The sequence below is a fragment of the Nonomuraea sp. MG754425 genome (assembly GCF_021699195.1).
In the GTDB taxonomy this organism is placed as follows: domain Bacteria; phylum Actinomycetota; class Actinomycetes; order Streptosporangiales; family Streptosporangiaceae; genus Nonomuraea.
On sequence record NZ_SSXE01000025.1, the window covers coordinates 62,946 to 77,404 of the forward strand.

A 14,459-nucleotide genomic window follows, 5' to 3' on the forward strand; every position below is an offset into this window, starting at 1 on the left:
TCAGCATGGATCGGCATGGATCGGCCGCCGTGTCGCGGGTTACGCTGACGATCTATGAGCCTGGAGGGGTTACGAGACGGAGATCCGCCCCAGGTGGGGCGGTACACCCTTCTCGGCCGGCTCGGCGAGGGCGGCATGGGCGTCGTCTACCTCGCCCGCGACCCCTCGGGGGCCAGGGTCGCCGTCAAGCTCATCCACGCCAGGATGGACGCCCATCCCGGCTTCCGGCGGCGCTTCGCCCGCGAGGTGTCCGCCGCCGGGCGCGTCGCCCGGTTCTGCACCGCCCCCGTGCTGGACGCCGACGTCGAGGGCGAGGTCGCCTACCTGGTCACCGAGTACGTCGAGGGCCCCAGCCTCAAGGAGTTCGTGGCCACGTCGGGGCCGCTGCGCGGCTCGGCCCTCGACGGGCTGGCGGCCTCGATGGCGATGGCGCTGCGGGCCATCCACGGGGCCGGGGTGGTGCACCGGGATCTGAAGCCGTCGAACGTGCTGCTCTCCCCGGTGGGCCCGAAGGTGATCGACTTCGGGATCGCGTGGCTGGCCGACTCCGAGGTGAGCAGCACGGTACTGGGCACGCCCGCCTACATGTCGCCGGAGCAGGTGTCGGGGGCGGAGGCCGGCCCGGCGTCCGACGTCTTCTCCTGGGGCTGCACGGTCGCCTTCGCCGCGAGCGGCGTCCCCCCGTTCGGGACGGGCTCCGTGCCGACCCTGCTGCTGCGTATCGTCAACGATCCCCCTGATCTGGGCGATCTCCCGGCCCCGCAGGAGCCGGGCGCCGCCCGCCAGGCCGAACTCTGGAAGACCGACCGCCCGCGGGACGCCGAGCTCATGCGCCGGCTGGCCCGCGTCCCCCACGCCGTCCGGCTCAACCAGCCGGAGGTCAGGTCGAAGGTGGCGGCCACGATCACGGCGGCGGAACAGGCCGGCGGCGTTCCGGTGTTCCTGATCAGCTACCTGCCGGGCGGCGAGTGCACCCCCACGAGCCGCTCGGCCCTGCCCGGCTACCAGGAGTGGATCGCCGGCATCGCCCATCAGATCGGCCCGGCGCGGGCCGTGGTCGTCCTGGAGCCGTCCAGCCTGGTCCGGGTGCCCGGCACCGCGAACTGCGACCGGCCGGGCACCCCGGAGCAGCGCTACCAGGACCTGCGCCAGGCCGTACGGAGCCTCAAGGCGAACCCGGCCACCGCCGTCTACCTGGACGGCAGCCAGGACTTCTGGCCGGGCGCCGAGATCATGGCCGCGCGGCTGGTCGGCGCCGGGATCGACCGGGCGGACGGGTTCTTCGTCAACACGGGCGGCTACCAGGCCACGGCCGCCGCCGTCGAGTACGGCAAGGCCCTGTCCGCCTGCGTCGGGATCATGCTGAAGACGGGCGGGACCACCTGCCCCAAGGACGCCGGCGTGGATCCGGCGGCCATGCCGCACTTCGTCGTGGACACCAGCAGGAACGGCCGGGGGGCGTGGAGCCCGGCCAAGCACTACGAGGACCCGCAGACGTGGTGCAACCCGCCGGGCAGGGGCGTCGGCGACCGTCCCAGCACGCGGACGGGCGAGGAACTGGTGGACGCCTACCTGTGGATCTCCCGCGCGGGCACCTCCAACGGCCGGTGCCGCCGGGGCACGACCGGCGAGGTGGACCCGGAGCACGGCGTGGTGTCCCCGCCGAGCGGCGAGTGGTGGGCGGACCTGGCGCTCGAACGGGCGCGGAACGCCGTCCCGCCGCTGGGCTGAGCACCATGACGATGTTGCGGCGACGTTAAAGCGGCGTAATAAGCCATGTTAAGCAAACGTTAGATATCGCCCCCTCACCCTTGTCCGGACAAACCTCTGAGGTAAGGCTCTGACCAGCAAGTACCGCCCCCAGGCACCCCTCAGGAGGTTCTTCGTGAGCAAGGCACGTGTGCCGTGGAAAGCCATCGTCGGCGGCTCCGTCGGCAACATGGTCGAGTGGTACGACTGGTTCGTCTACAGCAGCTTCGCCGTCTACTTCGCGGCGTCCTTCTTCCCTGAGGGCAACGACACGGCCAAGCTGCTCAACACCGCGGCCATCTTCGCCGTCGGCTTCTTCATGCGTCCCCTGGGCGGCTGGCTGCTCGGCCGCTACGCCGACAGGAAGGGCCGCAAGGCGGCGCTCACGCTCACCGTCACGCTCATGTCGGCCAGCGCCCTGCTGATCGCCATCGCCCCGACGTACGAGTCGGTCGGCTACTTCGGCGCGCTGGTCCTGGTGGTGGCCCGCCTGCTGCAGGGCCTGTCGGTGGGCGGCGAGTACGCGGCCAGCGCCACGTACCTGACCGAGGCCACCCCGCGCGGCCGTCGCGGCTTCGCCTCCAGCTTCCAGTACGTCTCCATGACCGCCGGCCAGCTCGTCGGCCTCGGCCTGCAGATCATCCTGCAGAACACGATGTCCGCCGAGGCGCTGAACTCCTACGGCTGGCGCATCCCGTTCGTGGTCGGCGCGGCTGCCGCCGCGATCGTGTTCTACCTGCGCCGCAGCCTCCTGGAGACCGAGGCGTACGACGAGGAGGAGCGCGAGAGCGGCGAGGCGGCCGAGAAGCGCGGCACGATCAAGGGGCTGCTGGCCCACAAGCGGGAGGCGCTCCTGGTCATCGCCCTGACGATGGGCGGCACGGTCGCGTACTACACCTACACGACCTACCTCACCAAGTACCTGTCGAACAGCGCGGGCCTGCCCAAGGAGACCGCCACGCTGGTGAGCTTCTGCGCGTTGTTCATCTTCATGTGCGTGCAGCCGCTGGCGGGCGGGCTGTCGGACCGGATCGGCCGCCGGCCGCTGCTGATCACGTTCGGGATCGGGTCGATGCTGGCCACGGTGCCGCTGATGACGGCGCTCGGCGGCGTCGGAGGGTTCGGCGGCGCGCTGGTGCTGTCGCTGATCGGCCTGCTCATCGTGACGGGCTACACCTCGATCAACGCGGTGGTCAAGGCCGAGCTGTTCCCGACGAGCGTACGCGCGCTCGGCGTGGCCCTGCCCTACGCGATCGCGAACGCCCTGTTCGGCGGCACCGCCGAGTACGTGGCGCTGTGGTTCAAGGACAGCGGCATCGAGTCCGGCTTCTTCTGGTACGTCTCGGGCTGCGCGGCGGTGTCCCTCATCGTCTACCTCACCATGCGGGAGACCAGGGACGTCGCGCTCTCGCGTACCGAGCAGGCCACGGAGGGTTCACTGCCCGCCCGCGTCTAACCTGGCGACATGCGAGTTCTGCTGGTCGAGGATGACGATCGGCTCGCCGCCGCCCTCACCAAGGCCCTGGACCGGCACGGCCACCTGGTCGTCCGGGCGGGCCTGGCCGTGGACGCCCTCCGCCTGGCGGGGGGCGTCGACTTCGTGCTGCTGGACCTGGGCCTGCCCGACATGGACGGGCTGGAGGCGCTGCGCCGCCTGCGCCGGGTGTCGGCGGTGCCGCTGATCGTGGTCACGGCCCGTACGGAGGAGCGCGAGGTGCTGCGCGGCCTGCGTTCGGGGGCCGACGACTTCCTGGTCAAGCCGTTCCGCACGGTCGAGCTGATGGCCAGGATGGAGGCGGTGGTGCGGCGCGGCACGCGCCCGCTGCCGCAGCGCGACGACGTGGTGAGCGTCGGCGACGTGCGCATCGACCTGGAGTCCAGGCAGGTCACGGTGGCCGGGGAGCCGGTGACGCTGACGCGGCGCGAGTTCGACCTGCTGGCGATGCTGGCGCGCGAGCCCGGCGTGGTGCGCGGCAGGGAGGAGATCCTCGACGAGATCTGGGGCGACCCGCTGCTGTCGGCCTCACGCTCGCTCGACGTGCACGTGGCCAACCTGCGCTCGAAGACCGGCCGTCCGGGGCTGGTGGAGACGTTGCGCGGCACCGGCTACCGGCTGGGTTCGGTCCCGTGAACGCCCGGCTCGTGGTGACGTTCACGACGCTGATCGTGTTCATCGTCGCGGCGCTGGCGGTGCCGCTGGGCCTGGCCTACGCCTCCCACCGCACCAACCGGCTGCTCCTCGACCGCCGCGCCGACGCCACCCGCTTCGCGGAGCTGGCCGACCAGGCGACCCGCGAGGACGACCGCTCGGGCCTGGTCGCCGAGATCAACCGCTACGCCGACCTGTACGGCGCGGCCGTGCGGGTACGCGACCGCAACGGCGCGGCCGTGTTCACCGCGGGCGGCTTCGACTCCGACGAGCGCGAGCCGCTGCGCCTGGCGCTGTCCGGCCGCACGACCGACGACCTGCCCACGATCAGCCCGTTCGGCCCGGCCACGGTGCTGCTGGCCGAGCCGGCCGGCCGCGACGCGCAGCTCTCGGGCGTGGTGCTGCTGCAGGCCCCCACCGACCAGGCCAGGCTGGACGTGTCGCTGGTGTGGGGCGCGCTGGCGCTGGGCGCGCTGGTCGCGCTGGCGTACTCGGTGCTGGCGGCCCGGCGGCTGGCCCGCTGGATCCTGCGGCCGGTCACCGAACTCGACCGCACCACGCGGGCCATCGCGCAGGGGCGGCTGGACGCGCGGGCGCACCCCGGTGCCGGGCCGTCGGAGCTGCGGCGGCTGGAGGAGCGTTTCAACGCGATGGCGGACGCGGTCGCCGGGGCGATGGAGCGCCAGCGGGCGTTCGTGGCCGACGCCTCGCACGAGCTGCGCACCCCGTTGACGGTGCTCGGGCTGCGGCTGGAGAACCTGGAACCGCATCTGCGCGGTGACGGGACGGCCGAGTTCGAGGAGGCGATGGCGGAGCTGGACCGGCTCGCGCTGCTGGTGGAGGACCTGCTGGCGCTGGCGAGGGTGGAGGCGGGCGCGGGCGTCGGGGGCAAGGAGGCCGAGCTGGCGCCCCGGCTGGCGGCGTGGCGGGAGGTGTACGCGGCCAATGACGTGCACCTCATCGCCGACATTTCCGAAATGTCGGTCGTCCCGGAGGCGGCGGCCAGGATCGCGGACATCGCCCTCGACAACGCCCAGAAGTTCGTGCCCGCCGGCGGCACGGTCACCGTCACCCTGGAACACGGCGTGCTCCGGGTCACCGACGACGGGCCGGGGCTGGGCGAGGAGGAGCGCTCGGAGGCGCTGGGCCGCTTCTGGCGCTCGGGCGCGCACGCGAACGAGCCCGGCAGCGGCCTGGGCCTGGCCATCGCCACCGAGCTGGCCAGGGCGTGCGGGGCCACGCTGCGCCTGCTGCCCGCCACGCCGCACGGGCTGATCGTGGAACTCCAGCTCCCCAGCCAGCCGTAGACCGAGCTCTGGCTCCCCGCCGGCCGTAGGTGGAACTCCGGCTCCCCCATCAGAGCTCCGGCTCTCCCGTCAGCCGTAGACCGAGCGGTAGTAGCGGGCCGCGCCCGGGTGCAGCGGCACGACGCCGGTGCCGATGGCGTACCGCTCGTCCAGCCGCCCGCCGGGAGCCGACGGGGCCTGGAGGCGGTCGCGGGCGCTGAACAGGGTCTCGGTGATCGTGTACGCCACCTCGGCCGGCAGCGAGTTACGGCACAGCAGGTAGCTGGGCGTGCCCACGGTCCGCACGGACCTGGCGGCCCCGTAGCTGCCGGCGGGCACGGTGCCGTCCTCGTAGACGGGCCCGAAGCTCCGCCGCAACACCGGCACCAGCGACTCCAGCGACAACAGCCGCAGGTCGTCGCGCGCGGCCAGCGCGGGCGTGGGCACGCCGCCCGACCAGAAGAACGCCTCGATCCGCCCGCCGAGCAGCGCCTCGATGCAGGCGTCCAGGTTGAGCCGGACGATCTCGGGCGGCTCGGCCAGCCCGGCGGCGGCCAGCACCCGCGTGGCGGTCACCGCCGTGCCCGACCCCTCCAGGCCGATCGACACGGCCCGGCCCGCCAGTTGCCCGACCGTGGTGACGGACGAACCCTTCGGAACGACCAGGTGCACGTAGTTCATGTACATCCGGGCCAGGGCGGAGACCGGCTGGCGGCGCACGCGTACGGCGTCGTCGGCGCTGTCGGCCAGCGCGAACCCCGCGTCGGCCCGCCCGTCGGCCATCATCGTCAGGTTCTGCACGCTGGCCGCGGTGGCCACCGCCCGCACCGGCATCCCCTGGCGGCGCAGCTCCTCCGCGAGCCGGTCGCCGAGCGGCCGGTACGGCCCGCCCGCCAGCCCGGTCACCAGCCGCAGCTCCGCCGGGCCGGCCTCGGGGCCCGAGCAGCCGGCCGCCGCGGCGAGGGCGGCCAGCCCGAACAGGGAGCGGCGCGATATGGACATGAATTCACGGTAGCCGGTGGAACAGAATGGACGGTGTGACCACCGCACGCCTGCGCATCTCCCCGGAACTGAGGGTGTTCCTGCCCGCGAGCCGCCGCCACGAGTGGCAGGAGGTGATCCCCGACCGCACCTCCACGCTCGGCCACCACGTCGAGTCGCTCGGGGTGCCGCTGACGGAGGTGGGCCCCATGGTGATCGCCGGGCGGGGCGTGCCGCCGTCGTACCAGCTCGCGCCGGGCGACGTGGTGGACGTGCACCCGGTGCCCCGCCCCCAGCAACTCCCCGAGGAGCCCCGCTTCCTGCTCGACGTGCACCTCGGCACGCTGGCGCGGCGGCTGCGCCTGCTGGGCGTCGACGCCGCCTACCACAACGACATGGACGACCCGGCACTGGTCGTGCAGGCCAACGAGGAGCGGCGGGTGCTGCTCACGCAGGACCGCGGCCTGCTGCGCCGCCGGGCGCTCTGGCTCGGCGCGTACGTCCGCGGCTCGGCCCCCACCGACCAGCTCCGCGACCTGCTCGAACGCTTCGCGCCGCCGCTGCGCCCCTGGACCCGCTGCACGGCGTGCAACGGCGTGCTGGCCCCCGTGCCGAAGGACGAGGTCGAGACGATGCTGGAGGCCGGCACCCGGCGCAGCTACGACGCCTACGGCCGCTGCGCGTCGTGTGGCCAGGTCTACTGGCACGGCGCGCACAGCGGCCATCTGGAGGAGATCATCAAGGCCGCCCGCGCGTGGGCCGGGTAGGCGGCCGGTCAGACCGCCAGCAGCCGGCGCACGTCCTCGCGGTGCAGTTCCGCGGCCGTCCCGGTCCGCACCACGTGGCCGCCGTCCAGGATGGCGAACGTGTCGGCCAGCCGCAGCGCGATGTCCAGGTACTGCTCGACCAGCAGCAGCGCCAGCCCCGCCGCGTGCAGCCGCCCGATGGCCGCCTCGATCTCCAGGATGATCGACGGCTGGATGCCCTCGGTCGGCTCGTCCAGGATGAGCATCCTGGGCCGGGTCACCAGGGCCCGCGCCATGGCGAGCTGCTGCTGCTGGCCGCCGGACAGGTGCCCGGCGCTGCGCTTGAGCAGCGACCTGAGCGCCGGGAAGAGGTCGAGGGCCTCGTCGATGGCGCTCCTGGGCTGCTTGGCGGCCTCCACGGTCACCAGCAGGTTGCCCAGCACGGACAGTTGCGGGAAACACTGGTGGCCCTGCGGGACGTAGCCCATGCCGAGCCGCACCCGCTCGTGCGGCTTGAGCCGGGTGACGTCGTGGCCGTCGAAGGTCACCGTGCCCGCGGTGGCGGGCAGCACTCCCATGATCGTGTTGAGCAGCGTGGTCTTGCCGACGCCGTTGCGTCCCATGACGCACACAAGCTGACCGGGGCCGACCTCGATCGAGACCCCGAACAGCACCCGCGCCCGCCCGTACCCTGACTCAAGGCCGGTTACCGACAGCATCCTCCGCTTTCCTCCTCCCCAGGTAGACCTCCTGCACGCGGGGGTCGGCGCTCACCTGACCGACCGATCCCTCCACGAGCACCCTGCCCTCGTGCAGCACGGTCACCGTCGAGGCGTGCCGCCGCAGGAACTCCATGTCGTGCTCCACCACGATCACCGTGTGGTCGTCGGCGATCTGGGTGAGCAACTCGCCCGTACGCTCGCGTTCGTCCTTGGACATGCCCGCCACCGGCTCGTCCAGCAGCAGCAGTCTGGGCCGCTGCGCCAGCAGCATGCCGATCTCCAGCCACTGGCGCTGGCCGTGCGAGAGAACGCCCGCTGAACGCTCGGCGAGCTCTTCCAGCCCCGTCCTGGCCAGCGCCTCCTCGACCGCCTCCGAGACGCCCCTGCGCCGCCTGGTCAGCGACCACAGCGGCTTGCGGAAACTGGCGGCCAGGTCGAGGTTCTCGACCACGGTCAGCTCCTCGAACACCACCGACGTCTGGAACGTGCGGCCCACGCCGAGCCGGACGATCTGGTGCTCCTTGCGGCCGACCAGGTCGAGGCCGCCGAAGCGCACGCTGCCCGACGCCGGCCTGGTCAGGCCGGTGATCACGTCGATGAGCGTGGTCTTGCCCGCGCCGTTGGGCCCGATGAGGAAACGCAGCTCGCCCTCGGGCACGGTCAGGTCCACGCCGTCGAGCGCGCGGAAGCCGTCGAACACCACCTGGACGTCACGTAGTTCGAGCACGGCGCAACCTCCCGACGACGCTCTGCGCGATCCCGGCGATCCCCTTCGGGGCCAGCGTCATGACCAGGATGAACAGGGCTCCTTGCAGGTAGAGCCAGCCGTCGGCGAACTGCTCGCTGAAGGCCGTCTTGGCGTACCCCATGACGACCGCGCCCAGCACCGCCCCGGCCAGCACGTGCCGCCCTCCGACGGCCACCGCGACGACCAGCTCCAGCGAGGGCACGACGCCGAGCAGGGCGGGCGAGATGATGCCGACGACCGGCACGAACAACGCTCCCGCCAGCCCGGCCATGCCGGCCGAGACGGCGAAGGTGACGGTCTTGACCAGCGCCGGGTCGTAGCCGAGGAAGCGCACCCGGTCCTCGCCGTCCCGCACGGCGACGAGCAGGCGGCCGTACCGGCTGCGGACGAGCTGCCGGGTGGCGAGGTAGAGCACCCCGAGCACGCCCGCCACCACGAGGTAGAGCCCGCGCTGCGTGGAGTCCTCGGCGAGGTCCTGGCCGAACAGCTCGAAGAAGTTCGTCATGCCGTTGGTGCCGCCGCTCAGCCCCTGCTGTCCCACCAGCAGGATGACCATGGCGGCGGCCAGGGCCTGGGTGAGGATCGCGAAGTACGCGCCGCGCACCCGCTGCCTGAACACCAGCGTGCCGAGGACGACCGCGAGCGCCACGGGCCCGGCGACCGCCATGCCCACCGCGAAGACGGGGCTGGCGAACGGCGTCCACAGGGCGGGCAGTTCCGCCACCCCGCTCCACACCATGAAGTCGGGCAGCCCGCCCGGCCCGGCCTCGGTCAGCTTGAGGTACATGGCCATCGAGTAGCCGCCGAGCCCGAAGAACACGCCCTGGCCGAGGGCGAGCATGCCGCCCTGTCCCCAGGCCAGCCCGATACCGAGGGCGACGATCGCGTAGCACAGGTACTTCGCCAGCAGCCCCAGCCGGAACGGCTCCAGCAGCAGCGGCGCCGCCACCAGCGCGACGGCCGCCACGGCGGCGAACGGCAGGTGCCGGCCGATCGCGGCGGCGAACGGAGGAGGTCGTCTGATCACGTCAGCGCCCTCGACCTGAGCACGAACATCCCCTGCGGGCGTACCTGGAGGAAGGCGATGACGACGGCGAACACGATCACCTTCGCCAGCGAGGCGTCGGACCAGAACTCGGCGTAGGAGTTCAGCAGCCCCAGCCCGACGGCCGCGAGCACCGCCCCGCGCAGTTGCCCGAGCCCGCCGGCCACGACGACCAGGAACGCGTCCACGATGTAGTACGTCCCGAGCGCCGGCCCGACGGGCCCGATGAGCGTCAGCGCCACCCCGGCCACGCCCGCCAGCCCCGACCCGATGAAGAAGGTCAGCATGTCCACCCGCCCGGTGTCGATCCCGCTGGTGGCGGCGAGCCGGCGGTTCTGCACCACGGCCTGGGTCCTGCGCCCCAGCCCGGTACGCGTCAGGTAGGCCCAGACCGCCACCACGCCCGCCACCGCGAGCGCCATGATGAACAGCCGGTTGTAGGGCAGGATGCCCACCCCGCCCGCCAGCCAGGACGGCGCCGGCACCTGCACGTTGGGCGCGCCGAACAGGTCGCGGGCGAGTTGTTGCAGCACGAGGCTGACACCCCAGGTGAGCAGCAGCGTGTCGAGCGGCCGGCCGTAGAAGTGCCGGATCGCGGCCCGCTCCAGGATCAGCCCCATGACCCCGGCGACCAGGAAGGCCGCCGGCAGCGCCAGCACCACGTCCTGGAGCAGGAACGCGGTGTAGGCGCCCGCCATGATGAACTCGCCGTGCGCCATGTTGATCACGCCCATCTGCCCGAACGTGAACGTCAGCCCGAGCGCGATCAGCAGCAGCACGGCCCCGATCGACAGGCCGATGGGAAGCTGGTTGAGGAAGGCCGGCATCACTGCCCCGCCGCCAGGCCGGCCGCCCACGGGTACGCCTTCAGGTACGGGTCCGGCTTGATCGGCTCGCCGGAGTCCCACACCTGCTTGATCAGCCCGTCCGGCTGGATGATGCCGATGCGGGCGGTCTTGTACATGTGCTGGTTCTCGCCGTCGATGGTGACCCGGCCCTCCGGACGGTCGAGCGCGATGCCCGGCGCGGCCTTCCTGACCGCCTCCACCTCGGTCGTGCCCGCCTTCTTCGCCGCCTCGGCCCACAGGTAGACGGCGTTGTAGCCGGCCTCCATGGGGTCGGAGGTGACCTTGTTCGCGCCGTACTTCGCCTTGTACGCCTTGACGAACGCCTCGTTGGCCGGGGTCTCGGTGGTCTGGTAGTAGTTCCAGGCGACCGGGTGGCCGGCGATGTTGTCCACGCCGATGCCGGTGACCTCCTCCTCAGCGACGCTCACGGACAGCACCGGCATGCTCTCGGCGCTGGCCCCCGCACTCTTGAGCTGCTTGAAGAAGGCCACGTTGCTGTCGCCGTTCAGGGTGTTGAAGACGGCGTCGGGCGCGGCCTGGGTGACCTTGTTGACCAGCGTGGAGTACTCGGTGTGGCCCAGCGGGGTGTACTCCTCGCCGAGCACCTCCATCCCGTTCGCCGCCGCGTACGCCTTGATGATCTTGTTCGCGGTGCGCGGGAAGACGTAGTCGCTGCCCACCAGGAACACCTTCTTCTTGCCCTGCTCCTTCAGGTAGTCGAGCCCGGGGATGATCTGCTGGTTGGTGGTGGCGCCGGTGTAGAAGATGTACGGCGAGCTCTCCAGCCCCTCGTACTGCACCGGGTACCACAGCAGTGCCTTGTACCGTTCGAAGACCGGCAGCATCGCCTTCCTGCTGGCCGAGGTCCAGCCGCCGAAGACGGTGGCGACCTTGTCCTGCCTGATCAGCTTCGTGGCCTTCTCGGCGAACGTGGGCCAGTCGGAGGCCCCGTCCTCGACGACCGGCACGAGTTTCTTGCCGAGCACGCCCCCGGCCTTGTTGATCTCGTCGATGGCGAGCAGTTCCGCGTCGCGCACGGTGACCTCGCTGATGGCCATCGTGCCGCTGAGGGAGTGCAGGAGGCCGACCTTGATCTCGTTCGACGAGGCGGCTGGCTCGGCGTCGGATCCGCAGGCCGTCAGGGCCAGAAGCACTATCGCGGAGACAATCGGGCGGGATATGCGCACAGGAGTCCCTTCCTGCCGACCGGTTCTGCGAGAAAGGTGACTCCGCGACATTTCATCGGAAGATCCCATGCGTTAATTGGCAATTGCCAGCCGTTCACAAAGACACACGAAATTCATCCGCGCACCGCGAAACCGGCACGACATCACCCCGCAACCGTGCGGAAACGGCCGGTTCCTATGGTCCGGCCATGCGGCTTACCTCACACGAGCAGGAGCGGCTGCTCATCCATGTCGCCGCCGGGGTGGCACGGGAGCGGCAGTCTCGCGGACTGCGGCTCAACCACCCCGAGGCTACCGCCATCATCGCCTCGTTCCTCATGGAAGGCGCCAGAGACGGGCGCAGCGTGGCCGACCTGATGGAGGCCGGGCGGTCGGTGCTCGGCCGTGCCGACGTCATGGAAGGCGTGCCGGAGATGCTGGAGAGCGTCCAGATCGAGGCCACCTTCCCCGACGGCACGAAGCTGGTCACCGTGCACAGGCCGATCCCGTGATCCCGGGCGAGTACGCGCACCCCGAGGGGACCCTCGCGCTCAACCCGGGGCGCGAGCGGGTCACGGTACGCGTGGTCAACACGGCCGACCGGCCGGTGCAGGTGGGCTCGCACTACCACTTCGCCGCGGCCAACCCGGGGCTGGAATTCGACAGGAAGGCGGCGTGGGGGATGCGGCTCGACGTGCCCGCGGGTACCGCGATCAGGTTCGAGCCGGGCGTCGAACGCGACGTGACGCTGGTGCCGCTGGCCGGCGCCCGCGTGGTGCCCGGCCTGCGTCCGGAGTGGGCGGGGCCGCTCGATGGCTGACGGATCGACGGGTGGGGCCCGCATCTCACGCGCCCGCTACGCCGCCCTGTACGGCCCCACCACCGGCGACCGGATCCGGCTGGCCGACACCGACCTGTTCGTGGAGGTCACCGAGGACCTCGCCATGGGCCCCGCCGGCCCCGGCGACGAGGCCGTCTTCGGCGGCGGCAAGGTCATCCGCGAGTCCATGGGCCAGGCCCGGACCACCCGCGCCGAAGGGGCCGCCGACCTGGTCATCACCGGCGCGGTGATCCTCGACCACTGGGGCGTGGTCAAGGCCGACGTCGGCATCCGCGACGGCCGCATCCACACCATCGGCAAGGCCGGCAACCCCGACACGATGACCGGCGTGGACATCGTCATCGGCCCGTCCACCGAGGTGCTGTCGGGCAACGGCAAGATCCTCACCGCCGGGGCCGTCGACTCCCACGTCCACCTGATCTGCCCGCAGATCCTCGACGAGGCCATCGGGTCCGGGGTCACCACGATCGTCGGAGGCGGCACCGGGCCCGTCGAGGGCACCAAGGCCACCACCGTCACCGGCACCTGGTACCTGAGCCGGATGCTGGAGTCGCTCGACGCGTACCCGCTGAACTTCGCCCTGCTCGGCAAGGGCAACACGGTCAGCACCGAGGGGCTCACGGAGCAGTTGCGGGCCGGGGCCTCCGGCTTCAAGCTGCACGAGGACTGGGGCTCCACCCCGGCCGCCATCGACGCCTGCCTGAGCGTGGCCGACGCCTCCGGCGTGCAGGTGACGATCCACACCGACACCCTGAACGAGGCCGGGTTCGTCGAGTCGACGCTCGAGGCCATCGGCGACCGGATGATCCACGCGTACCACACCGAGGGGGCGGGCGGCGGGCACGCGCCCGACATCATCCGCGTGGCGGCCTACCCCAACGTCCTGCCCTCCTCCACCAACCCCACCAGGCCGCACACCGTCAACACGCTCGACGAGCACCTCGACATGCTGATGGTCTGCCACCACCTGAACCCGTCGATCCCGGAGGACCTGGCCTTCGCCGAGTCGCGTATCCGGCCGACCACCATGGCCGCCGAGGACGTGCTGCACGACATGGGCGCGATCTCGATGATCGGCTCGGACTCGCAGGCCATGGGGCGGGTCGGGGAGACGATCATCCGGACGTGGCAGACGGCGCACGTCATGAAGGCGCGCCGCGGGGTGCTGGGCGACGGCCCGGCCGACAACCTCCGCGCCCGCCGATACATCGCGAAATACACGATCTGTCCGGCCATCGCCCACGGCCTGGAGTCGGAGGTCGGCTCCGTCGAACGCGGCAAGCTCGCCGACCTCGTCCTGTGGGACCCGGCCTTCTTCGGGGTCAAGCCCGACCTGGTGCTCAAGGGCGGCGTGGTGGCCTGGGCGCAGATGGGCGACGCCAACGCCTCGATCCCCACCCCGCAGCCGGTGCTGCCCCGCCCCATGTTCGGGGCCTCGCCGGTCACCGCCGCGGCCACCTCCCTGCACTTCGTCTCGCCGCTCGCGCTGGAGTCGGGGCTCGCCGACCGGCTGTCCGTCCGCCGGCGGCTCGCGCCCGTGGCCGACGTACGGCGGAGGGGGAAGTCGTCGATGCCGCTCAACGACGCGCTGCCGCGGATCGAGGTGGCGCCCGACACGTTCGAGGTGCGCGTGGACGGCGAGCTCATCGAGCCCGCGCCCGCCACCACCCTGCCCCTCGCCCAGCGCTACTTCCTGTTCTGATGCATCCGGCCCTGCTGCTCCTCACCGACTCCCGCCTGCCGGCCGGCGGCCACGCCCACTCCGGCGGCACCGAACGCGCCGTCGCCTCGGGGACGGTGCACGACGTGCCGTCCCTGGGGGCCTTCTTGCGCGGCCGGCTGCACACGGCCGGCGCGCTCGCCGCCGCCCTCACGGCCGCCGCCGGCGCGCAGGCGGCGGGCGCGCGGGCGGGCGAGCCGCACCCGTGGGTGGCGCTGGACGCCGAGACGGACGCCCGGACCGCCTCGCCCGCCCAGCGGGAGGCGTCCAGGCAGCAGGGCAGGCTGCTCCTGCGGGTCGCCCGCCGCGTGTGGCCGTCCCCCGTGCTGGACGGCCTCGCCCTGATCACCCCCAACCCCCATCACCCGATCGCCCTCGGCGCCGCGGCCCACGCCGCCGTGGCCGGGCCGGTGATCGCGTGGTAGGCCGCCGCCAGCGCGGCCTCCTCAGGCGTGGCG

The 14,459-nt window shown here is 72.1% G+C and carries 15 protein-coding genes; 9 read left to right on the forward strand and 6 right to left on the reverse strand.

The features are described from left to right. Positions 1–93 precede the first annotated feature (93 nt). The 4 genes from FAF44_RS11700 (at position 94) to FAF44_RS11715 (ending at position 5,205) form a co-directional block, all read left to right on the forward strand. On the forward strand, positions 94–1,731 hold the full coding sequence (locus tag FAF44_RS11700) for a glycoside hydrolase family 6 protein (protein ID WP_237103104.1): 1,638 nt from the start codon (positions 94–96) through the stop codon (positions 1,729–1,731). Positions 1,732–1,885: 154 nt separating this feature from the next. Then, entirely contained in the window at positions 1,886–3,205 is a 1,320-nt protein-coding gene (locus tag FAF44_RS11705; RefSeq protein ID WP_237103105.1) for an MFS transporter, read from the forward strand. Between the two features lie 9 nt (positions 3,206–3,214). Then, positions 3,215–3,880 carry a response regulator transcription factor gene (locus FAF44_RS11710; RefSeq protein WP_237103106.1) on the forward strand — a complete coding sequence of 222 codons (666 nt, stop codon included), beginning with the start codon at positions 3,215–3,217 and terminating at the stop codon, positions 3,878–3,880. Next, complete coding sequence (locus tag FAF44_RS11715; RefSeq protein ID WP_237103107.1) at positions 3,877–5,205, forward strand: HAMP domain-containing sensor histidine kinase; 1,329 nt, start codon at positions 3,877–3,879, stop codon at positions 5,203–5,205. The genes FAF44_RS11710 and FAF44_RS11715 overlap by 4 nt, the downstream gene beginning before the upstream one ends. 69 nt (positions 5,206–5,274) lie before the next feature. Here the strand turns inward: FAF44_RS11715 and FAF44_RS11720 are convergent, their stop codons facing one another. Next, positions 5,275–6,186, reverse strand: a complete 912-nt coding sequence (locus tag FAF44_RS11720) for a TAXI family TRAP transporter solute-binding subunit (RefSeq protein ID WP_237103108.1) — start codon at positions 6,184–6,186, stop codon at positions 5,275–5,277. Between the two features lie 26 nt (positions 6,187–6,212). Here FAF44_RS11720 and FAF44_RS11725 point away from each other — a divergent pair, with 26 nt between their 5' ends. Beyond that, positions 6,213–6,932, forward strand: a complete 720-nt coding sequence (locus FAF44_RS11725; protein ID WP_237103109.1) for a Mut7-C ubiquitin/RNAse domain-containing protein — start codon at positions 6,213–6,215, stop codon at positions 6,930–6,932. A gap of 8 nt (positions 6,933–6,940) precedes the next feature. Here FAF44_RS11725 and urtE read toward each other — a convergent pair whose 3' ends face one another. The 5 genes from urtE to urtA are packed head-to-tail and all read right to left on the reverse strand — an operon-like array spanning position 6,941 to position 11,461. Then, positions 6,941–7,630, reverse strand: coding sequence for an urea ABC transporter ATP-binding subunit UrtE (gene urtE / locus FAF44_RS11730; RefSeq protein ID WP_237103110.1), 690 nt, complete (start codon positions 7,628–7,630; stop codon positions 6,941–6,943). Beyond that, on the reverse strand, positions 7,608–8,360 hold the full coding sequence (gene urtD, locus FAF44_RS11735) for an urea ABC transporter ATP-binding protein UrtD (protein ID WP_237103111.1): 753 nt from the start codon (positions 8,358–8,360) through the stop codon (positions 7,608–7,610). The genes urtE and urtD overlap by 23 nt, the downstream gene beginning before the upstream one ends. Then, positions 8,344–9,408: an urea ABC transporter permease subunit UrtC gene (gene urtC / locus FAF44_RS11740; RefSeq protein ID WP_237103112.1), complete on the reverse strand. Its 1,065-nt coding sequence runs from the start codon at positions 9,406–9,408 to the stop codon at positions 8,344–8,346. The genes urtD and urtC overlap by 17 nt, the downstream gene beginning before the upstream one ends. Beyond that, positions 9,405–10,253, reverse strand: a complete 849-nt coding sequence (urtB, locus tag FAF44_RS11745; RefSeq protein WP_237103113.1) for an urea ABC transporter permease subunit UrtB — start codon at positions 10,251–10,253, stop codon at positions 9,405–9,407. The genes urtC and urtB overlap by 4 nt, the downstream gene beginning before the upstream one ends. Beyond that, complete coding sequence (urtA, locus tag FAF44_RS11750; RefSeq protein ID WP_237103114.1) at positions 10,253–11,461, reverse strand: urea ABC transporter substrate-binding protein; 1,209 nt, start codon at positions 11,459–11,461, stop codon at positions 10,253–10,255. The genes urtB and urtA overlap by 1 nt, the downstream gene beginning before the upstream one ends. Before the next feature lie 188 nt (positions 11,462–11,649). Between urtA and FAF44_RS11755 the strand changes: the two genes are divergently transcribed. The 4 genes from FAF44_RS11755 to FAF44_RS11770 are packed head-to-tail and all read left to right on the forward strand — an operon-like array spanning position 11,650 to position 14,426. After that, positions 11,650–11,952 carry an urease subunit gamma gene (locus FAF44_RS11755; protein ID WP_237103115.1) on the forward strand — a complete coding sequence of 101 codons (303 nt, stop codon included), beginning with the start codon at positions 11,650–11,652 and terminating at the stop codon, positions 11,950–11,952. After that, positions 11,949–12,260: an urease subunit beta gene (locus FAF44_RS11760; RefSeq protein ID WP_237103116.1), complete on the forward strand. Its 312-nt coding sequence runs from the start codon at positions 11,949–11,951 to the stop codon at positions 12,258–12,260. Before FAF44_RS11755 ends, FAF44_RS11760 begins: the two co-directional genes overlap by 4 nt. Continuing rightward, complete coding sequence (locus FAF44_RS11765) at positions 12,253–13,983, forward strand: urease subunit alpha (RefSeq protein ID WP_237103117.1); 1,731 nt, start codon at positions 12,253–12,255, stop codon at positions 13,981–13,983. Before FAF44_RS11760 ends, FAF44_RS11765 begins: the two co-directional genes overlap by 8 nt. Next, the gene (locus FAF44_RS11770; RefSeq protein ID WP_237103118.1) at positions 13,983–14,426 is read left to right on the forward strand and encodes an urease accessory protein UreF; all 444 of its coding nucleotides are present in this window, start codon (positions 13,983–13,985) and stop codon (positions 14,424–14,426) included. Before FAF44_RS11765 ends, FAF44_RS11770 begins: the two co-directional genes overlap by 1 nt. The last annotated feature ends 33 nt before the right edge of the window (positions 14,427–14,459 follow it).